Source organism: Paramylibacter ulvae, assembly GCF_014652655.1.
GTDB classification, from domain to species: Bacteria; Pseudomonadota; Alphaproteobacteria; order Rhodobacterales; family Rhodobacteraceae; genus Amylibacter; species Amylibacter ulvae.
This window is the reverse complement of sequence record NZ_BMZF01000006.1, coordinates 102,607-123,178: the sequence shown is the minus strand read 5'-3', so window position 1 is coordinate 123,178 and position 20,572 is coordinate 102,607. Positions and strand designations below refer to the sequence as shown.

The 20,572-nt window shown below is 48.4% G+C and carries 23 protein-coding genes and 1 pseudogene; 9 read left to right on the top strand and 15 right to left on the bottom strand.

Annotated elements, in window-relative coordinates:
• Positions 1–2: 2 nt before the first annotated feature.
• A complete protein-coding gene (def, locus tag IE094_RS11625) occupies positions 3–506 on the bottom strand; it encodes a peptide deformylase (protein WP_189640870.1) in 504 nt (167 codons plus the stop codon).
• Positions 506–1,024 carry a peptide deformylase gene (gene def / locus IE094_RS11620; protein WP_189640869.1) on the bottom strand — a complete coding sequence of 173 codons (519 nt, stop codon included), beginning with the start codon at positions 1,022–1,024 and terminating at the stop codon, positions 506–508. The genes def (IE094_RS11625) and def (IE094_RS11620) overlap by 1 nt, the downstream gene beginning before the upstream one ends.
• A gap of 99 nt (positions 1,025–1,123) precedes the next feature.
• Between def (IE094_RS11620) and IE094_RS11615 the strand changes: the two genes are divergently transcribed.
• From IE094_RS11615 to IE094_RS11605, 3 genes are all read left to right on the top strand, one after another.
• The gene (locus tag IE094_RS11615; protein WP_189640868.1) at positions 1,124–2,314 is read left to right on the top strand and encodes a MalY/PatB family protein; all 1,191 of its coding nucleotides are present in this window, start codon (positions 1,124–1,126) and stop codon (positions 2,312–2,314) included.
• The gene (locus tag IE094_RS11610; protein ID WP_189640867.1) at positions 2,311–2,847 is read left to right on the top strand and encodes a L,D-transpeptidase family protein; all 537 of its coding nucleotides are present in this window, start codon (positions 2,311–2,313) and stop codon (positions 2,845–2,847) included. Before IE094_RS11615 ends, IE094_RS11610 begins: the two co-directional genes overlap by 4 nt.
• 62 nt (positions 2,848–2,909) lie before the next feature.
• Entirely contained in the window at positions 2,910–3,872 is a 963-nt protein-coding gene (locus tag IE094_RS11605) for an acetyl-CoA carboxylase carboxyltransferase subunit alpha (RefSeq protein ID WP_189640866.1), read from the top strand.
• On the opposite strand, the gene IE094_RS11600 is transcribed toward IE094_RS11605, so the two are convergent.
• Genes IE094_RS11600 through IE094_RS11585 form a run of 4 tightly spaced genes read right to left on the bottom strand, consistent with a single transcriptional unit; the run spans position 3,873 to position 6,815 of the window.
• Positions 3,873–4,484 (bottom strand): pyridoxamine 5'-phosphate oxidase family protein, encoded by a 612-nt coding sequence (locus IE094_RS11600; protein WP_189640865.1) that lies wholly within the window; start codon positions 4,482–4,484, stop codon positions 3,873–3,875.
• Positions 4,481–5,230 (bottom strand): lysophospholipid acyltransferase family protein, encoded by a 750-nt coding sequence (locus IE094_RS11595; RefSeq protein WP_229802292.1) that lies wholly within the window; start codon positions 5,228–5,230, stop codon positions 4,481–4,483. Before IE094_RS11595 ends, IE094_RS11600 begins: the two co-directional genes overlap by 4 nt.
• Positions 5,227–6,141 carry a cell division protein FtsX gene (locus IE094_RS11590; protein WP_189640863.1) on the bottom strand — a complete coding sequence of 305 codons (915 nt, stop codon included), beginning with the start codon at positions 6,139–6,141 and terminating at the stop codon, positions 5,227–5,229. Before IE094_RS11590 ends, IE094_RS11595 begins: the two co-directional genes overlap by 4 nt.
• On the bottom strand, positions 6,138–6,815 hold the full coding sequence (locus tag IE094_RS11585) for a cell division ATP-binding protein FtsE (protein ID WP_189640862.1): 678 nt from the start codon (positions 6,813–6,815) through the stop codon (positions 6,138–6,140). The genes IE094_RS11590 and IE094_RS11585 overlap by 4 nt, the downstream gene beginning before the upstream one ends.
• A 157-nt stretch (positions 6,816–6,972) precedes the next feature.
• Between IE094_RS11585 and IE094_RS11580 the strand changes: the two genes are divergently transcribed.
• Entirely contained in the window at positions 6,973–8,571 is a 1,599-nt protein-coding gene (locus IE094_RS11580; protein WP_189640861.1) for a zinc-ribbon domain-containing protein, read from the top strand.
• A 1-nt stretch (position 8,572) separates the two neighbouring features.
• Here IE094_RS11580 and IE094_RS11575 read toward each other — a convergent pair whose 3' ends face one another.
• From IE094_RS11575 to argH, 3 genes are all read right to left on the bottom strand, one after another.
• Complete coding sequence (locus IE094_RS11575) at positions 8,573–11,257, bottom strand: DUF4175 domain-containing protein (RefSeq protein ID WP_189640860.1); 2,685 nt, start codon at positions 11,255–11,257, stop codon at positions 8,573–8,575.
• A gap of 28 nt (positions 11,258–11,285) precedes the next feature.
• Complete coding sequence (lysA, locus tag IE094_RS11570) at positions 11,286–12,551, bottom strand: diaminopimelate decarboxylase (protein WP_189640859.1); 1,266 nt, start codon at positions 12,549–12,551, stop codon at positions 11,286–11,288.
• Positions 12,552–12,674: 123 nt separating this feature from the next.
• Entirely contained in the window at positions 12,675–14,069 is a 1,395-nt protein-coding gene (gene argH / locus IE094_RS11565; protein WP_189640858.1) for an argininosuccinate lyase, read from the bottom strand.
• Positions 14,070–14,098: 29 nt separating this feature from the next.
• Between argH and IE094_RS11560 the strand changes: the two genes are divergently transcribed.
• The 4 genes from IE094_RS11560 (at position 14,099) to IE094_RS11545 (ending at position 16,613) form a co-directional block, all read left to right on the top strand.
• Positions 14,099–14,671 carry a TlpA family protein disulfide reductase gene (locus tag IE094_RS11560; RefSeq protein ID WP_189640857.1) on the top strand — a complete coding sequence of 191 codons (573 nt, stop codon included), beginning with the start codon at positions 14,099–14,101 and terminating at the stop codon, positions 14,669–14,671.
• Positions 14,668–15,216, top strand: coding sequence for an rRNA large subunit pseudouridine synthase E (locus IE094_RS11555; protein ID WP_189640918.1), 549 nt, complete (start codon positions 14,668–14,670; stop codon positions 15,214–15,216). The genes IE094_RS11560 and IE094_RS11555 overlap by 4 nt, the downstream gene beginning before the upstream one ends.
• A 78-nt stretch (positions 15,217–15,294) precedes the next feature.
• Entirely contained in the window at positions 15,295–15,708 is a 414-nt protein-coding gene (locus IE094_RS11550) for a hypothetical protein (protein WP_189640856.1), read from the top strand.
• On the top strand, positions 15,696–16,613 hold the full coding sequence (locus IE094_RS11545) for a sterol desaturase family protein (protein WP_373295876.1): 918 nt from the start codon (positions 15,696–15,698) through the stop codon (positions 16,611–16,613). The genes IE094_RS11550 and IE094_RS11545 overlap by 13 nt, the downstream gene beginning before the upstream one ends.
• A 6-nt stretch (positions 16,614–16,619) precedes the next feature.
• On the opposite strand, the gene IE094_RS11540 is transcribed toward IE094_RS11545, so the two are convergent.
• From IE094_RS11540 to IE094_RS11530, 3 genes and pseudogenes are all read right to left on the bottom strand, one after another.
• Entirely contained in the window at positions 16,620–17,009 is a 390-nt protein-coding gene (locus IE094_RS11540; RefSeq protein WP_189640855.1) for a VOC family protein, read from the bottom strand.
• Between the two features lie 19 nt (positions 17,010–17,028).
• Positions 17,029–17,604 carry a peroxidase-related enzyme gene (locus tag IE094_RS11535; protein WP_189640854.1) on the bottom strand — a complete coding sequence of 192 codons (576 nt, stop codon included), beginning with the start codon at positions 17,602–17,604 and terminating at the stop codon, positions 17,029–17,031.
• Between the two features lie 19 nt (positions 17,605–17,623).
• Positions 17,624–18,196: pseudogene (locus tag IE094_RS11530) on the bottom strand (DNA-3-methyladenine glycosylase I).
• Between the two features lie 136 nt (positions 18,197–18,332).
• Between IE094_RS11530 and IE094_RS11525 the strand changes: the two are divergent.
• Positions 18,333–19,160, top strand: a complete 828-nt coding sequence (locus tag IE094_RS11525) for an EAL domain-containing protein (protein WP_189640853.1) — start codon at positions 18,333–18,335, stop codon at positions 19,158–19,160.
• Between the two features lie 66 nt (positions 19,161–19,226).
• Here the strand turns inward: IE094_RS11525 and IE094_RS11520 are convergent, their stop codons facing one another.
• From IE094_RS11520 to IE094_RS11510, 3 genes are all read right to left on the bottom strand, one after another.
• Entirely contained in the window at positions 19,227–19,391 is a 165-nt protein-coding gene (locus tag IE094_RS11520) for a YdcH family protein (RefSeq protein WP_189640852.1), read from the bottom strand.
• Positions 19,392–19,526: 135 nt separating this feature from the next.
• Positions 19,527–20,261 (bottom strand): tRNA1(Val) (adenine(37)-N6)-methyltransferase, encoded by a 735-nt coding sequence (locus IE094_RS11515; protein ID WP_189640851.1) that lies wholly within the window; start codon positions 20,259–20,261, stop codon positions 19,527–19,529.
• A gap of 5 nt (positions 20,262–20,266) precedes the next feature.
• The gene (locus IE094_RS11510; RefSeq protein ID WP_189640850.1) at positions 20,267–20,485 is read right to left on the bottom strand and encodes a putative signal transducing protein; all 219 of its coding nucleotides are present in this window, start codon (positions 20,483–20,485) and stop codon (positions 20,267–20,269) included.
• Positions 20,486–20,572: the final 87 nt, after the last annotated feature.

Genomic DNA, 20,572 nt, shown 5'->3' with positions numbered 1-20,572 from the left:
GGTTATCCTTTTTTGGCGATCTTCGCAGCCTTTGCCAGTAACATTTTTCGTTTCACGCTGCTAAGGTGATCAAAATACATCTTGCCGTTCAAATGATCAATTTGATGTTGCACGGACGTCGCCCACAGCCCAACAAAATCGCGTTCAACCTGTTCACCGCTTTCATCAAGATAGGTTACTGTCACCGCACGCGGGCGTTCAATTTTCGCCCAGACATCTGGCAAATTTGGGCTCCCTTCTGTGTGCACACGCAATTTCGCCGATTGATGCAATATTTCAGGATTTGCCATGCGCACGGGTTCGTTACCTTTTTCGGAACAATCCATCACCGCCAATCGTTTGGTAATTCCGATTTGTGGCGCCCCCAATCCAACACCTGGCATGGCATACATGCTATCTAGCATATCATTCCAAATCGCGCGTGTTTCATCATCAATTGTATCAACAGATTCACACACCGTGCGCAATCTTTGATCGGGGTACGGAATAAACAGGCGAACGGCCATTATCCGCGTGCCAAATCTTTTTTGAACTTCACCATTTTTTTCGTCATCATCGATCGTTTAATGCGGCTAAGATGATCAATGAAAAGCGTACCGTTCAGATGATCCAATTCATGCTGGGCGCAGGTCGCCCAAAGCGCGTCGAATTCTTGTTCATGCAATTTACCCGCCACATCATGAAACCGCATTTTCACCTCTGCTGGTCGTTCGACATCTTCGAATAATTCGGGCAATGACAAACATCCTTCGTTGTGGATATTGGTTTCATCTGAATGCCAAACAATTTCTGGATTGATCAAAACCATTGGTTCTGGGGTCTCATCTTTTTCGGCGCAATCCATCACAAAAACGCGCTGTAACACCCCCACCTGTGGCGCGGCCAACCCGACACCTGGTGCATCATACATCGTTTCCAACATATTATCGGCAAGTGCACGGATGTCGTCGTTGAAATTTTCAACAACATCACAGTTTTTTTTCAGACGCGGATCGGGGTGCAAAATAATCGGTAGTAAAGACATATCGCAGAACTAGCCCAACGCAATTACGCACGCAACAGGATAAAGCACTTGCTCACAATGTTCAGAACGCTAGCATGCGATGAAACAAACGAGGGTATCATGAGCCTAGACGATATTAACGATCAATTCGATAGCACCATTAACCGTATTGGAACACACTCTGCAAAATGGGATATGCTGGAACCACTATATGGAGTGGACCCGAATGAGGGTATCGCGATGTGGGTGGCGGATATGGATTTTCGCCCCCCTCAACGGGTATTGGATTGCTTGCAAGAAATGCGTGATCACGGCATTTTTGGGTATTATGGGGATGACAAGTCGTATCGCAGTGCCATCGTCAATTGGATGAAAATGCGCCATGGCTGGAATGTTGACCCATCACATATTTTCACCACGCATGGTTTGGTAAATGGCACCGCGCTCTGCATTCAAACATTTACCAAACCAAACGATGGGGTGGTGATTTTTACCCCCGTTTATCACGCATTTGCCCGCGTCATCAAAGCCAACAATCGCGAGGTTGTTGAATGTGAATTAGCAAATGTGAATGGTCGCTATGAAATGGATTTCGACGCTTACGAAAAACAAATGACAGGCAATGAAACCATGTTAATCCTGTGCTCGCCGCACAATCCTGGCGGGCGTGTTTGGACACAATCTGAACTGGCCCAAGTCGCGGATTTTTGCGAAAAGCATGATCTGATATTGGTAGCTGATGAAATTCACCACGATATTGTATTTGGGAAAACGCGCCATATTCCCATGACAAACGCCGCACCCCACATTGCCCATCGTTTGGTGATGATGACTGCGGCATCCAAAACATTTAATATCGCGGGCGCACATGCAGGAAACGTCATTATTGCCGATCAAGCGTTGCGTGAAAAATTTGCGGCAACCATGGCCGCGGGAGGTATATCGGCAAACAGCTTTGGCATATTCATGACAGAGGCGGCATATACGAGCGGTGCCAATTGGGTTGATAGCTTGGTCAATTACATCGACGAAAACAGAAAAATATTCGACGCTGGTATCGCAGAAATACCAGGGCTGAAATCAATGCCGCTCGAGGCAACATATCTGGCTTGGGTGGATTTCAGTGGTACAGGCATGACGCGCCAAGAATTCACAAACCGTACCCAAGATGTCGCTCAAGTTGTTGGCAATCACGGCACAACGTTTGGCAAGGGTGGTGAAAATTTCCTACGATTCAACCTTGGAACACAGCGCAGTCTGGTTATCGAAGCTGTCGCACGCCTCAAGGATGCGTTTAAAGATCTTCAATGATGCGAAAGCTGAAACGAATATTCTTGTTATCGATATTGGCCACGGGCGTTGGGCTGGCTTGGCTATATCTCGAACAGGTTGACCCGCCAGCGCCGATAAGCGTGCCAATAATTGGACAGGTTGATCGCATCATAATCGAAAAGTCAGCGCGAAAAATGACCATGTATCAGGGCGATAAACCTGTGCGCGAATATGCTGTCGCGTTGGGTTTTGCACCCGATGGCGACAAATCGATACAAGGTGACGGAAAAACACCAGAAGGGATTTTTAAAATCGATCGGCGCAATCAAAACAGCAAATATACGCTGTCCCTTGGCATTGATTACCCCAAAGCCGACGATATCGCCCGTGCCCGCGCAGGTGGTTATGACCCAGGCGGTGATATTTTCATCCATGGCCAGCCAAACAAGGTTGCCGAAGGTTACAAGGTTAAGGGCGATTGGACTGCGGGTTGTATCGCGGTGACCAATCCCGAAATCCGTGAAATATGGAACGTAACACCAATGAGCACAATCGTTGAAATACGCAGCTAGAACCCGTTGCAATTTAACCTATTCAACGGCATAACAGTGGCTGAAAAAGACAAGGCGAACAGATGCAAAACTATCTCGAATTCGAAAAACCATTGGCAGAAATCGAAGGCAAAGCCGCCGAATTACGCGCCATCGCCAGCCAAAGCGAAGACGAAATGAATGTCGAAAAGGAAGCTGGCGCGCTGGACAAAAAAGCGCAAACCATGCTTGTTGATTTGTATAAAAATCTGACGCCATGGCGTAAATGTCAGGTCGCACGCCACCCTGATCGCCCACATTGCAAAGATTACATCGAAAATCTGTTCACCGAATACACACCGCTGCAAGGTGATCGCGTTTTTGGTGACGATACCGCGGTGATGGGTGGTTTAGCACGTTTCAATGATCAACCTGTTGTTGTGATGGGTCAGGAAAAGGGCAACGATACAACATCACGTCTCCACCATAATTTTGGCATGGCCCGACCAGAGGGTTACCGCAAAGCGATCCGCCTGATGGACATGGCCGATCGTTTTGGCCTGCCTGTGGTTACGTTGGTGGATACACCCGGCGCATTTCCAGGCCGTGGTGCCGAGGAACGCGGCCAATCAGAGGCGATTGCGCGCAGCACCGAAAAATGTTTGCAAATCGGTGTCCCTTTGATTTCATGTATCATCGGTGAAGGCGGTTCGGGCGGTGCGGTCGCATTTGCCACAGCAGATCGTTTGTTAATGTTGGAACATTCTGTTTATTCCGTGATTTCACCAGAAGGCTGCGCATCAATTTTGTGGAAAGACGCAGAAAAAATGCGCGAAGCCGCTGAGGCATTACGCCTAACGGCGCAAGATTTGGTAAAACTTGGTGTTGCCGATTTGATAATCCCCGAACCATTGGGTGGTGCGCAGCGTGACCGCGAACACACATATGTCGCCGTAAAAGATGCCATCGCGGCATCCTTAAAAGACCTATCAGGCAAAAAGCCAAAACAGTTGATCAAAGAGCGGCGCCAGAAATTCTTGGACATTGGTTCAAAAACGCTGGCTTAATTACCACAAGCCCTTCTTGGCGCGTTCAGGCCATGCTTTGTCAACCGCATCGCCATCGATTTCATTGTCAGATTGCGCCGCCAAAATTTGCCCCATGGTCGGTAGGTTTTCAATATCTGGCCACTGTTCATGTTTCCAAAGACCTGCACGCATCACCGCGCGGGAACATTGAAAATACACCTCTTCGACGTGAATCAAAATGACGGATTTTGGTTGCTTTCCTTTGACCACGAAACGTTCCAACAATTCAGGATCAATCGAAATTTCGCCGCGCCCATTCACGCGGGTAACGATCGTGGATTTAGGCGTCATCATCATCAACGCAACCCGCCCGTCATTTACAATATTGCGCAAACTATCCAACCGATTGTTGCCATGTCGATCTGGCAGTGCCAGCGTTTTTGAATCCAATTCAAAAACAACTTGTCCGATATCCCCGCGAGGTGACGCATCCGCACCATCGCGGCCAACCGTACATATCGCGCAAAACGGGCTGCTTTCAATCCATTTGCTGTATTCTGGGGTGATATGGTCGGCAACTTTGCGCAGCGATAATTCGCTTGGTTCGCCATAGAGTTTTTCCAATTCGTCAACAGATTGAATAATCGTCATGACGCATCTTGAGGCGGGACATCGAAACCCGCCTCTGCCATTAATCGGTTCGAATTGGTTTCGATTACGCGTTCCATTTCTGTGGTCATCTCCTCAACGCTCAACCCTTTTTGCAGTGGTTCGAAATATTCAAACACCGCGACACCGGGTTTACGATAAAGCCCACGTTTATTCCAAAACACGCCGACATTGGTTGCAACAGGAATGCAGGGGCGATCAAAACGTTGGCACAACACCGCAGCGCCAACCTTGTAAGGAAGATATTTACCAGGTGGCACACGCGTGCCTTGTGGGTAAATTATCAGTTGCGATGGCGTGTCTGCCTCTTTTTCGACGCCAGACACCATTTCTTTCATGGATTTGGAACGCGCACCGCGTTTCACCGGTGCCACACCAATACGCATTGCATAAAACCCCAATATTGGCGCCCATTTCAGTTCCTTTTTCATCACAAAATTTCCGCGTTCAACGGTGTAGAAGTTCACCATCACATCCAAAAATGATTGATGTTTGGACGCAACGATCACCGAACCTGTTGGCACTTTACCGCGGATTTCATATGTCAAACCACACAACACGCGCGCTAACCAGAATACGGATACGCAATAAAATCGCATAAATTTATATGCCCAATCACGCGACAGCGCCGCAGGAATGGCGCCGATAATCCCCAAGACGAGCATCCAAGCGTACATCAAAATGACAAATATCACCGATCGTATATATTGGAAAACGTAAGCCATCATGCCGTCCTTTGTAATTTAGAATTCGCAGCAAAACGCGTGGAAACAAACGCGATTATTGCCGCTATCACTGGTATAAACAGCGGCAGAAGCCATTGAACACCTTGAAAACCAAGCCCCGTAAGAAACGCACCTTCTTCTGCGACTGCGGGTAGGAAATAGATGAATAACATCGCGATCAAACTGCCGATCAGCCCACCCAAAAATGCACGAATAGTGAAACGGCGCACGAACGCCTTTGCGATATAATTATCGCGCGCACCAATCAGGCGCAGCACACTGATCACCTGTCCGTTTGCCGATAACGCAGCCTGTGCGGCCAACGTTATCATCGCAATTGTCGAACCAACAATCAAACCAATGGATAATCCACCCAATAGGCGCAGGCGTTGCGCCGCCTTGACCATTGGTCGACGCCAACGCGTGTGATCGTCCAAAATTGCGCCTGGTGCCTCTGCTTGTAATCGTAAACGTAATCCATTCACATCAGGGCCAACGCCCTCTTCTGTGATTTCAACAAGGCTTGGAATCGGTAGATTATCCATGGGCAAATCCACGCCAAACCATGGTGTTAACAAACGACGCTGTTCGTCTTCTGACATCAAACGCGCGCTGGCAATACCTGGTGTGGTTTCCAAAATACCCAGAACCGTTTTTGCCTGTGCATCCATCTGTCCCGCCGGTGCGGAAATGCGCACAGTTGATGTGCCCGCCAGTTCAGTAGCCCAGCGATCCGCCAACCGGCCCGTGGCCAAAAATAACGCCAGCGCAAAGACCGTCAAAAATGCCATGGCGAATGACACAAAGGTCGTCAACGACGCCGTATAACCTGATGGGGGAACCACACGATCAGCATTCTGATCACCAGACAATGTGTCTTGTGCAATTTGCCAATATTGCGAAATTTTACTCATAAATCTGCTCCACCCGCAACAATACGCTTATCTTGGATACGCAATACACGCGCCGCAACCTGCGGCTTTGCAACGCGAATCAAATTCATATCATGTGTCGCAATCAAAATTGTTTTGCCCATTTTGTTTAATTCAATCAGCAAGTTTAACAATTTCTGTCCCATTTCCCAATCAACATTGCCTGTGGGTTCATCGGCTAAAATCACATCAGGCGACAGAATTAACGCCCGCGCAAGTGCCGCTCGTTGGCGTTCACCACCAGACAACTGTGGCGGTAGCGAGTTAATTTGTTTCGTTAACCCAACCCAATTCAACAATTGGTTCATATTCTGCAAATCGTCGTTCAGGTCACGCCCAGATACCTGACTGGGCATCAGCACATTTTCTGCAAGGCTCAGATGATCTAAAAATTGGCAATCTTGGTGCACAACCCCAATACGGCGGCGAATTATCGCGATATCGTCATGGGTCATGGCGCGGACATCTTTGCCAAACACCTTGATCGTGCCTGCACTTGGAAACAATGCCTGATAGCATAATTTCATCAATGTTGATTTCCCTGAACCCGATGGTCCAGTTAAAAAATGAAAACTGCCCTTGGTCAGATGTAAATCAACATCCGCTAATATTGCCCCACCGCCGTAGGAAAAACCTGCTCTTTTCAGCTCGATCACGTCACGCCTCGTTTTTTTGGCTGCGATTCTTATGCAACGCAGTATTATACATAAAACACTGATAACCCATCATTTACTTGGAAAAACCGAATACCACGTCTACAAAATTAATAAATGCCTGATTCTTTGGGCGATATAGACTATACTGGGGGATGTAATGCGTCTGATTTGTCCAAACTGCACAGCACAATACGAAGTGGCCGAGGGAGCGATTCCTGAAAACGGGCGCGATGTGCAATGCGCGAATTGTTCGCACATCTGGTTCCAAGAGCCAATTTTGTTTCTTGATCCTGTTTCCAAGGTGGAAACAAATTTGGCACCTGAATACATTCCAGAGCCCGAACCCGATTTAGCGCCACAACATCAGCCAATCCCACCTGAGACGCAACATTTTCAGAGCCTCATTCGCAATGAAGACAAGTCTGCCGAACAACCACAGGTAGATGAATTCCCTGATTCCGACGAGAAATTGCCAGAATTTCGTTCGGTCTTTGGCGCGAACCGCCAAGCGCCTGTTCAATCGCAACCGGAAACGCATGCAGAACCTGAACCCCAAATTCCGCCAGCACCTGATGCCGTAGAAGAGCCCGCAGCCCCAAGCGCAAGTAGTTCTGTATTGGAAGTGTTGCGTAACGAAGCAGCCTATGCTGCGGATCAAACAGGCGCTGATACACCAAAATCATCAGACATTTCGTTTGAACTTCCTGAATTGGACGAACCCGACGCGAACGACGACATTGACGACACACCCCAAGTGCGCGTTGCGGACACCGAACCCGACATTATTGAAGAAGATACGCCCGTTGACCTCGTTAATGATGTGCTCACAGGTGAACCCAGCGATGATATCTCTGACACTGAGCCGTCTGTCTCGGATGATATAGATCAAGAAGATGACGCAATTTCGCGCATGTTTGATCGGATTTCCAATACCGAAACACCAGAAGATCCAACAATCGGCGGCGATAATTCTGTATCAACGTTTGATGCAACACCTGAAATTGATGAACCAGACGTCACGCTCAACAGCGATGATGATGACACGCTGGATGCACAATCTCCTGATGCGTCGGAAGAAACTGAAAGCGATCTCCCCAGTTTTGTTTCAACGGCTGCTGTTGCAGCTGGTGCCAAGAAAACTGTTGATGTTGCAAGCTTTATCGAGCGATTAAAAAGTGCGGAAAAGACAATCGAGCGCACGCCAGCAGAAAGCGCATATCAAGCCGCGCAAGATGCACAAATCGACGCTGACGCGATGGCCGATCAAGTCACGGCACAGGATGCCGTTGTAAATGCGCCCGCAGCACCCGCGATTGAAACGACACCTGACCAAGATTTAAATATCGCACCTGAAAATGATGTCGCCCCCAAGAAAGGCAAAACTGCGTTTCGTGATGTGGATGAAATCGAAGGTGAAATCCGTCTTGGCGCTGATCAAGCCGAAGCTGTAAAAATTGAAACTGACGCCGCAAACGAAAAAATCGATTTGGATGGCGAAAATAAAACAGCCGACACAGGTGGTGCATTTTGGAATGGATTTTACGCAGCATGCATCGCCGTGGTGTTGGCGACCCTACTTTATATTATGGCCCCAAGCGTTAGCAAAACAATTCCCGCAACAGAAGCAACGGTGAACAGCTATACTGCATTTGTGGATACTGGGCGTATGCATGTGCAAAATCTTTACACCGAAGGTGGTGAACCAAGCCTAAGCAATTTTGCGAGCAACACTTGGAAAGCGATAACTGGAAATTAATCTAAAACCGATCAAGCAATCGTTTTAGATAATCCAGCTCTAATTCTGGGCGTGTGCGCTCATTAGAACGGCGCTTAATTTCGTCCAGCACTTCGTTTTGGCGCTTGGCATTTTCTTCGCCAAGCCCGTTTGGCGTGAGCGTATCGTTAAACATCCCACCTTGAGAGCGTCCCAATGGATCCAGCGCGGTGGCGCGCCCATTTGGGTTTTGCCCTTGGCCTTCGCCCTCGGCTTGGCCTTCACCACCCTGTTGCTGACCTTGTTGCGCTTGGCGCGATTGTTCATTCATTTGGCGCATTCCCTCGCGCATGGAATCCATTGCGTCCGATTGATTGTCCAATGCGCCTGCCACATCGCCGTTTTCCAGGTTTTCGCGCGCGCGATCCATTTCGCGCTCAGCTTGCTCCAATGCATCACGCGCGGCTTGTCCAGCCTCTGATCCATCATTTGGAACACCACCACGTTGGCCGCGTAGCATGCGGCGCAATGCTTCTTGACGTTCGGCCAATCCGCTGTCGCCTTGGCCACCGCGTTGGTCATTTTGCGACCCACCATTTTGACCCTGTTGCTGGCCTTGTTGGTTGCCCTGCTGACCTTGACCTTGCTGCTGGCCTTGTTGTTCACCCTGCCCTTGCTGTTGGCCTTGTTGGCCGCCCTGTTGTTGCCCCTGCTGGCCTTGCTGGTTACCTTGTTGCGGTTGACCTTGCTGATCGTCTTGACCATTTTGCTGTTGGCGTTGACGATCAAACTCTTCTTGCAATTCTTGGAACGTATCGTCCGCTAATTCTTGTTGATCACGTAGAGTTTGTTGCAAATCTTCGGAATTTTCACCACCTGATCCAGGTTGCATTTCAACGTAACGCATTTCTTCCAACAGTTTTTGCAACTGTTCCATCAATGCCTGCGCTTCTTCCATACGTCCCTGTTCCATCAACTCTTGGATTTCATCCATCATCTGTTGGATTTGATCTTGGGATATGGTTTCACCTTGGTTGTTGGATTGCTGTTGTTCGTCCCCTTGGCGGCGCTCTAACTGAGCTAAATAGTTTTCCGTGGCATCGCGCAGCTCTTGCATTAGCTCTTCGATTTCCTCATCCGTTGCGCCATTTTCCATCGCCTCTTGCAGGCGCTCTTGTGCGCGGCGAAGCCGATCTTTGGCGTCATCCAGATCGCCATCTTCGATCAAAAGCGCTGCGTTCCACAATAAATCTGTAACCTCTGCCAAGGCTTCATCGTTCATTGTTTCATGGTTATATTCCATACGGCGCAACGCAGTGCGCACCATGAGATACGCTTTTTCATCTGGGAAAAGCCCATCAGGGCGATGCGTGATTGCCTTGATGACATAAACTGCACGATCGATATTTTCGCGATTCCACAACAACTCTCGGCGCACATCGACGATGCCTGCGGCCAAGGTATCAAAAAATCGCTTGCCCGGCAGATTGGTTTCCAACACATCGGATTGACCGACGTTGCCAATCGTATCTGTCGCACGAAGTTGCAAAATCGACGGTAAACTTGCCCATGGGTGCTTGGCTTGATTGTCGACCAATATATCATCGACATTTGTTAGATCAGCCGCAAAGGGCATTGGAATTTCAATTTCCAGTGGTGTCTGCGCTTCTGGTTCACGCGCCAACCCATATTTGCGATCAATCGCATCAAGGTTTAGGCTAACGGATAACGTACCACCCGTCACACCGTAATCATCCGTGGCGACAAAAGGTATTTCCATTTCACCCTGAATACTGCGCGAAATATCTTCGCCAAATGCAATTTTTGGCGCACGATCAGGTGTCATTTCAATCTGCCACGTGCGATCTTCAAACAATTTTGTCGCGACCTCAAATGTACCAGAAGATTTTACAATTAATGTGTGTTCAAGCACATCCTGTGGTTCTTCGGGTAACGGCGCATTTATATTTTCGCTGATTGTTTCCCGCAAGGTTGCACGCCCATCAAACCCATAGATGCGCAGCGTGATTTGGCTGTCTTGGGGCAATTTTAATGTCGTGTCTTGGGGAACATCATTTAAATATATTGTTGGCAAACCCGTATATGATGGTGGTTCTGCCCATGCTTCAAAGCTTGGACCCGATGCAATGCTCTGGGCCGATGGTACGATGCCACCCAACAAATTGCGCCCAGCATCACCGCGTACAAACAAAATCGAAACAGCAAATAGCAATAACACCACCAAACGCGTGGCCCATTTATCCTGTCCAGCCAATCTGATTTCAGGCACCGATATTGTTGCGGTTTTTGCCCTATCTGCCAAACGCTGTAGATTTAACGCCCAGAGATATTCCGCCGCTGGGTCACCTTGCCCAAGTGCGATGCGATCATGCAAACCTGCAATCGGGCGGCCATTTAATCCAATATCCAAACGGTTGATCGCGGCCTGTTCGGATGGCCATGCAAATTTTCGCTTCGGGTTTCGGATGAAAACAACCAGAACAATCGCGACGATTAGACATAACGCCAAAAATACATACGTCGGCAATATTGAAAATACGCCCAGATACATCAACGTAAAGGCCAGCAAAAACAATATTGCCACGGGCCAAAATGAAGCGATGAATCGCTCACATGCCAAAACGCCGCGCGAAATCGCGATTTTGCGGCGCAGTTTTTTGACTGCACGCGTTGCTATTTCTTGGGCTGTTTGGTCGTCTGTGTCCATTTTGCGCCTTTGAATTGGGCGCAGAATGCTACACCCATTCTGGTACTGTATCGCGTTTTATCATTTCTTCAAAGCTTGGACGTGCGCGAATAACCGCAAATTGATCACCCTTTACCAAAACCTCTGGGATCATGGGGCGGGTGTTATATTCCGATGACATAACGGCACCATACGCACCAGCGGACCGAAAGGCGACCATTTCACCATCTGCAACCGCTGGCATGTCACGTTGTTTTGCAAACGTATCACCCGTTTCACAAACGGGACCAACGATATCAATCGGATTGGAACCAGCAGCAACAGCAGGTTCGATCACAGGGATAATATCGTGATAAGCCTCGTACATTGCGGGGCGGATCAAATCATTCATGGCCGCATCAATAATCAAAAAATCACGTCCATCGCCATTTTTATTGTATATAACAGAACTGACCAACAGCCCCGCATTTCCTGCCAATAAACGCCCCGGTTCAATTTCGATTTCACACCCCAGATCGCCAACGGTTTCACGAATAACTTGTCCGTAATCAACGGGAAGTGGTGGTGCACTGTTTGAACGTTCGTACGGAATGCCAAGCCCCCCGCCCAGATCAAGACGGCGGATGTTATGTCCATCGGCGCGAAGTTGCTCTGTCAAATCGCGAACCTTTAAATATGCCTGACGGAACGGCTCCAAATCGGTGAGCTGACTTCCGATGTGCACATCAATGCCAACGATTTCAATACCATCCATTTTGGCAGCCTTGGCATAAACATCGCGCGCTTGGCGAATGGGAATGCCAAACTTGTTTTCGGATTTGCCCGTTGCGATTTTCGCATGGGTTTTAGCATCAACATCTGGGTTTACACGCACCGTTATTGGAGCAACCAGCCCAAGCGACATTGCCACTTCGTTCAGGCGATCCAATTCAGGTTCGGATTCCACGTTGAATTGCCGAATGCCACCCGTCAGAGCCAGTTTCATTTCATCCGCTGTTTTTCCAACGCCCGAAAAAACGATACGATCACCCGGTACACCTGCGGCCTTGGCGCGCATATATTCTCCACCCGATACCACATCCATACCCGCGCCCAAATCGCCCAGCGTTTTTAAAACTGCAATGTTTGAATTGGCCTTCATCGCGTAACAGATCAGATGATCCATCCCCTTAAGCGCATCATCAAATACCTGAAAATGACGCGTCAGAGTCGCCGTCGAATAAACGTAAAATGGCGTGCCAACCTTGGCCGCGATTTCTGTAATCGCAACGTCTTCGGCGTGCAAAACGCCATCACGGTAAAGAAAATGATCCATGATTTATCCTTTGGTCTTTGAGTTGGATGGCCTAAATTTCGTATGCTTCGACGGGCAGTGGATCATTTTTGATTCCACATGCGGTTAACGCGGCTGCGGCAAGTATCAAAATCAACAATGTTTTCATTCCAATTCCGCCTTCCAGCGTTTCACCTGTGCGCGCACATTTGCGGGGGCAGTGCCGCCGTAACTGATCCGCGAGGCAACTGACTTTTGCACCGTTAACACTTCAAAAACATTTTCATTAATATCGGCGCATGCTGTTTGCATTTGTTCCAATGTTAATTCTGGCAAATCAACGCCGTTTGTTTCGGCCATCGCCACTAATGCGCCCGTAACATGGTGCGCATCACGAAATGGCATACCCAATTCACGTACCAACCAATCGGCCAAATCTGTCGCCGTAGAAAATCCAGTTGCGGCGGCGGCTTCGAGCTGTGGTGCGTTTGGTTTCATATCCCCCACCATGCCCGTCATCGCAGCAAGTGCTAACATCAGGCTGTCTGCGGCATCGAACACCTGTTCTTTGTCTTCTTGCATGTCTTTGGAATAGGCCAGCGGCAAACCTTTCATCACTGTCAGCAAACCGACCAACGAACCGTTGATACGGCCAACTTTTGCGCGAATCAATTCCGCCGCATCAGGGTTTTTCTTTTGCGGCATAATGGATGAACCCGTGCTGAACCGATCCGATATGGTCACAAATTTGAACTGTGCCGATGACCAGATTACCAATTCTTCGGCAAAACGGCTCAGGTGTGTGGCGCAAATTGATGCGGCGCTTAAAAATTCCAAGGCAAAGTCACGATCAGATACGGCATCCAAGCTGTTCGCGGATGGGCGGTCGAACCCGAGTGCCGCCGCGGTCATATCGCGATCAATCGGAAAACCCGTACCTGCGAGCGCTGCTGCGCCAAGTGGGCTTTCGTTCATACGCGCACGTGCATCGTTAAAACGTGAACGGTCACGTGCAAACATTTCGACATAGGCCATCATATGATGCCCCCATGTGACAGGCTGTGCGACCTGTAAATGCGTAAACCCGGGCATACATAAATCGGCACCTTGCTCCGCTTGTTCAAGCAATGCCGCCATCAATGCAGTAAGCCCGCTGATTGCAGCATCAAATTGATCGCGCGTCCACAGTTTGAAATCCGTCGCAACCTGATCATTGCGCGAACGCCCTGTGTGCAAGCGCCCTGCGGGTTCGCCGATGATTTCTTTCAATCGTGCTTCGACATTCATGTGAATGTCTTCGAGTGCTGTTGAATATTCAAACGTTCCGCTCTCGATTTCTGACAAAACGGTGAGCAGCCCTTCCCGAATTGTTTCCGCATCCTTATCAGTAATGATATCTTGTTTGGCTAACATCGCAGCGTGAGCGCGTGAACCAGCGATATCTTGGGCGGCCATGCGTTTATCAAAGCTGATAGATGCATTGATTGCTTCCATGATTGCGTCTGGCCCCGCGGCAAACCGCCCGCCCCACATTGCATTTGATGTTTTTTTGTCCGACATAGATACTGCTCGCTGAAGAAAGGCCAAAAATGACCCTTGGTAAATCAATAGTTGCTGGCATGCTTTATACTGCAATGCTGGCTGGTGCAAATCCCAGCTTTGGGCAAAATGCAGAACTGACGGACATTCGTGCAATGATTCCCGCCGATGCTGTGCATTTTATAATCCATAATGCGCCAAAACCCGTTACCACCGCCGCATTTATCAATGCAGATGGGTCGCAAATTGATCTGTCGCAATTCCATGGTCAAACCATCGTTTTGAATTTTTGGGCCACATGGTGCGCACCATGTGTGGCCGAAATGCCATCCTTGGACACATTGCAAGCCACGATGGGGAGCGAGACATTTCAGGTTGTCACAGTCGCCGCAGGGCGCAATCCATTGCCCATGATCGAGCGTTTTTTCGAACGTGAAAACCTGACCAATCTGCCCAAATACCGTGATCCTGATATGAAATTCGCCAAAGAGATGGGAGTTCGCGGACTGCCCGTGACAGTTATTATTAATCCTGAGGGGCAAGAAATCGCTCGTACCAAGGGCGAGGCCATTTGGGACGCCCCAGACATGTTGACGTTGTTGCGCAAAATTTCACAGCCATGACGCGGACAATTTTATTCAATAAACCATTCGGTGTTTTATCACAGTTCACTGACGCAGGAACGGCAGGCAGCAATCACAAAACCCTGTCGGAATTCATTGATGTGCCAAATGTATATGCGGCGGGGCGGCTTGATAAAGACAGCGAAGGTTTGTTGGTTTTGACCGACAATGGCAAGCTCCAACACCGCATTGCCGATCCGAAAAACAAAATGCCAAAAACATATTGGGTTCAAGTTGAAGGAGTGGCAACCGACGACGCACTGAACGCTTTGCAAAACGGTGTGGAGCTCAAAGACGGAATGACAGCCCCCGCCAAGGTTTCACGTATGGAACCACCAGCGGTCTGGGAACGCACCCCACCCGTGCGGTTTCGCAAAACCGTACCCGATTGTTGGCTGGAAATAACAATCACCGAAGGACGCAATCGCCAGGTGCGCCGCATGACAGCCGCCGTTGGTTTGCCGACATTACGCTTGGTCCGCTATCAGATCGGAAATTGGACAATTGACGGCATCGACAATGGCACATGGATAGATGCCGTGTGACGCCACGGCATAGGCGCGCCGAATTGACAGCGCCACCCAACCTGCGCCATCTTAATTGTGGCTGCTAGGGAGGAACGCGTGCCACTTCATATCTTGGGGCCGATGGTTTTGATCGGCATTATCAGCATCGGTATTTTGCTGCACCTTTTGGGCAACAGTAAGCGCATGGTTTTTACCAATGCCGATCAAGTGATTGATCGCTGGCACCGCGAGCATCCCGAAACATCAGTGGAACGTGTAGAAATTTCGGACAGCGGACATCAGGCACTGGTAAAAACTGATGCAGGAATCGGTCTGATTTGGGTCATGGGCTTTGACACTGCCAGCCGAATAATTGCGCTGCCAATTGAAACAAAAAATCGCCAATCTGGCATTTCAATCAAGCTCAATGATTTCACCGCCCCGCGCATCAAAGTCGATTTGAATACCGAACAAAATCAGTCACACTGGATCGCGATCCTCGCAGCGAAGGAGCCATCATGGACAACCTAACATTCCCAGACACCGTGCAATTGGCCGTACCATTTTTCATTCTCGCGATCGTGCTGGAATTGACATGGATCACGATCAAACGTCGTGGCGGCCGATATGAAACACGCGATGCCATGACATCCGTTTTATTGGGTGCGGGCAATGTGGTCACTGGTATCTTACTTGGGTTTGTTGCATGGGGATTTTACAACTGGGTTTGGCAATTCCGTTTTTTCGATCTTGGCACATCAATACCGATTATTTTTATCTGCTTTTTGCTCGATGATCTTCGTTACTATTGGGTGCATCGGTTTGGTCATACAATCCGTTGGGCATGGGCGAGCCATGTGGTGCATCATTCGTCACAACATTACAATTTAACCACAGCTCTGCGTCAAACGTGGACAGGTGAATTTACGGGGTTGATGATTGTTTCCGTGCCATTGTTATTGCTCGGCTTTCACCCTGCGATGGTTCTGTTTGTCGGCGGCATTAACTTGATTTATCAATTTTGGATCCACACAGAAGCCATCACAAAAATGCCCCGCTGGTTTGAGGCGGTAATGAACACCCCGTCGCATCACCGCGTACACCACGGGCGCAATGCACAGTATTTGGATGCGAACTACGCAGGGGTGTTAATTATTTGGGATAAAATGTTTGGCACATTTGTCCCCGAGGGTGAAAAGGTTGACTACGGGCTGGTTGTAAACCTTGGCACATTCAACCCCATTCGCGCCGCATTTCACGAATGGATTGGTATATTCAAAGATATCACCCAACCCAACATTTCCATGTCTGATCGTTTTCGATATGCATTCGCCCCACCTGGTTGGAGCCATGACGGATCGCGCGATACATCACGTATCATCAAACGCAAATATGTTGAACGCAATCCAGAAGCAAAAGGGAAACCAGGCCTGTAAAAACCGTCAAGTCGCAGGTTGAATATAACCCGCAACAGCGCCATTCACATCGGCTACAACCGCCATACGTCCAAAACCAGGTATTTCAAACGCTGGCCTGTATATTTTACCGCCCCGATCCACCGCATTGACCAATGTTGCATCAATATCTGCGACCGACAGATAGGTGAACCAATGATCTGGAACGCCGTCAAAATCTGGGCTGACCAGTGTAAATATCCCCGCAACAGGTTGGTCGCCTCGTTTTGCGATATAATATGGGCGCGCATCTTCGCCACCTGCATTTTGCGTTTTCTCGAACGTCCAGCCCATCACAGAACCATAATAATCCAACGCCTTATCCGCGTCCCAAGTGTTAAGTTCTGTCCACCAGATTAAACCGCTTTGATCCGTCATCACTTCCTCCGCTATTTGATTAGAATTCGCGTGCCATTCCAAAAAATTCATCATTCGGACGCATCGCGATGGTGTTTACCATTCGATTAGACAGTCCAAAAAATGCGGTGATGGCGGCGATGTCCCAAACGTCTTCTTTGCTAAACCCGTGTTCGCCTAACGTCTTATAGTCCTTATCGCTCACTTCTGCGCTATTGTTGCAAACTTTCATCGCGAAATCCAGCATCGCATGTTCGCGCGGCGAAATATCCGCTTTGCGATAATTCACGGCGACCTGATCCGCAATCAAAGCGTTTTTCGCACGGATACGCAAAACTGCACCATGTGCGACCACGCAATATAAACAACCGTTTACGTTTGATGTGGCCACAATAATCATTTCCCGTTCTGCCTGTGACAGACCGCTGTCTTTTTCCATTAAGGCATCGTGATACGCAAAAAAGGCGCGGAATTCATCGGGGCGATGCGCAAGTGCCAAAAATACATTGGGAACAAATCCCGCCTTTTCTTGCACCGCCAGAACACGTTGTTTGATGTCATCTGGCATGTCTTTGATTTCTGGCACTGGAAATCTGCTAATCGATTTTTGGGACATTGCTTTTCCTTGTTGGTCGTTATCGCATCAATTTCTGCACGTCTGTGTGGCGCGGGCAAGTTGTTTGATGATCGTTCACCAATCCACATGCCTCCATAAACGCATAAACAATTGTCGGGCCGCAAAAATTGAAGCCTCTTTTTTTAAGATCTTTTGAAATGGTCACCGACAGCGGGGATTGTGTTGGAACCTGTTCGCGTAAATCGAATTGATTTTGAATCGGTGCGCCATCGACAAAACCCCATAAATAGTCGCTAAACCCGATATCGGCCTCAATGGTTTGCCAAGCACGCGCACCCTTGATCGCCGCTTCTATCTTGCCGCGATGGCGAATGATACCAGCATTTCACAACAAATGCTGAATGTTATCTTCGTTAAATTCGGCAACTTTGTGTGGGTCAAATCCATGAAACGCATCGCGAAATGCATCGCGCTTTTTAAGAATCGTTATCCAACTTAATCCCGCCTGAAACCCGTCCAGAACCAATTTTTCCCACAAGGCACGGCCATCATATTCGGGAACGCCCCATTCTTCATCGTGGTATTTAATATAAATTGGATCTGTTCCGCACCATTCACAGCGATCATTCATGGTTTTTCCCTTACAGTTAAATGGCTTAGGCGTATTGTTCCAAGTTTAATCAAATTAGAACAAAATGTGAACAATTAACTTTCAATTAGTGATTATGGCGAATGTTAGCATCAATTCTGTCAGAAAGGTTGGGGTAATGGTTTCGCAAACTTATAAAATACCAAAACGTCCCGAAAACCCATTTGAATATGTGGTTAATAAACGCGAAGAACCGGTTGTTGAAACCGTACGTCGCGCGTTTCAAAATAAAAATGTTTTGCTCGCCTATCAGCCGATTTTACACGCAAAGCACCCTGAAAAGGCAGCTTATTACGAAGGGCTAATTCGAGTGATCGATGAAACCCAAGAAGTTATCCCAGCCAAGGATTTCATGCCTGCGGTCGAAACCTCGGAACTCGGCCGGATATTGGATTGCCAAGCACTGGAACTTGGCTTGGCCGCGCTTGCATCAGAACCAAGCCTGCGACTCGCCATTAATATGTCCGCGCGCAGTATTGGTTATCCACGCTGGAACGAAATTATCAACCAAGGGTTCGCACAAGACCCCACAATCGCAGAGCGGTTGATTTTGGAAATCACCGAATCCTCTGCAATGCTTATGCCAGATATTGTCTGCGTGTTTATGGCCGATTTGCATAAACGTGGCGTCTCCTTTGCACTGGATGATTTTGGTGCGGGCTATACCGCATTTCGTTTTTTTAAGGAGTTTCAATTTGATATCGTGAAAATTGACGGCCAGTTTATTAAAAATATTCACCAAGATGCCGATAACCAAGTATTAACGACCGCCCTGATCGCAATTGCGCAACAATTTGATATGTTCACCGTGGCGGAACATGTAGAAACTGCAGAAGAAATGGCCTTTTTGCAAAAGGTCGGCATTGATTGTCTGCAAGGTTTTCACCTTGGCAAACCGCAAATTGTTCCTGAATGGACTTCGTCAATGTATTCGGCGGCTGGATAGTTTCGGCCAGCATCAAAATATATCGAAATATCGGGCGTTCAGTTAATTTGAACGCCCTATTGAAATCTAAGCTGACAAACGCTCGATTTCTTCTTTTAGCTGAAGTTTTTGTTTTTTGAGGCTACTTACCTCCAACACATCCGTACTCGGCTTTTGTTGGATAAGTTCGATTTTCTGAGAAAGCTTTTCATGCTTCTTTTTGAGCTCTGAAATGTGTGAACTCATAGTCATAGGCACCTCCATTTTTTGAATTGTCACAACCCAAGTTCACCACAGAAATCGATTCCTGTCACGTAAAACAAATTTTAAGCTTCGTGAATTGGCCTGCATGCGCATGATTTTGCACATGCAGGCCTAAACAAAATGTTAAATTTGAAGCGGCGCGGCGTCGCGCAAGATTTTTTTGGCTTGTTTGGTATAACTGTCGCCGTCCACGTCATGTGCTTTACCCCGATGCATAATGAATGGTGGCAATAATCGTGCGGGAGTTTTACTCAATTTTCGCGCACGAACCAAAACGCGGTTCGCCATTTGCCCGCGCCGCGGTGCAAAAGGTAGGATGCGGATATCACCACAGTTATCCAACGCTTGTAAAATATCGGGCAAAACCTCTGCCATATGGATAATCGTAAAATACCCATGTGGACGAACGCGGCGTAGCGATAACGCGATCCATTTTGACAAACCCAGCGTTTCGTGATCGGCCAAGGCTTTGCCAGCATTCTGTGACACTGATTTATTTCGGTGAAACGGTGGGTTGGTTATGACTTGGTCAAACACCTGATCTTTCAACGCGATTGGTAGCGCGTTTAGATCACCGTGATGCACAGCCAAATTCACATTGTTTGCGCTGGCATTTTGTGACGCCAACCTTGCGTATAGATCCTGAATCTCTAGTCCAGATATTTCCACATCGGGCAATCGCGCCGCCAAACACAGGCTCGCGACCCCAACACCACAGCCAACATCCAACACACGACGTCCCAGCGAAATATCAACACTTGCTGCCAACAATACTGGATCAGTTGCCGCGCGATACCCATTGATCGGCTGTTTGGCGGCAATACGGCCATCTAAAAATTTGTCAGTTGTGGTTTTCATTTCGCTCAACTTTGCGAATATTCAACATCGTTGTCACGTAAAATGGCGCGCGCACGAAACAAATGACGATCGGCCACCATGATGCGTCGCGGCATCACGCCAATCGACCCTTCCAGAATGCTCATATGGACGTCCAGATCAAAGCACTCTATATCCTCTGCCATAAGCAAGGCTGTGACAAAGGGAACCAACGTTGGGTCTGTTGTACGAAGCAATTCTTTCATATCCTTGGCTTAACGGGTGTTTCGATGCAATGTCGAGATCCGAATTACAATTAGCCTAGGAATTACCGCCGTGAGCAAACCTCAAGA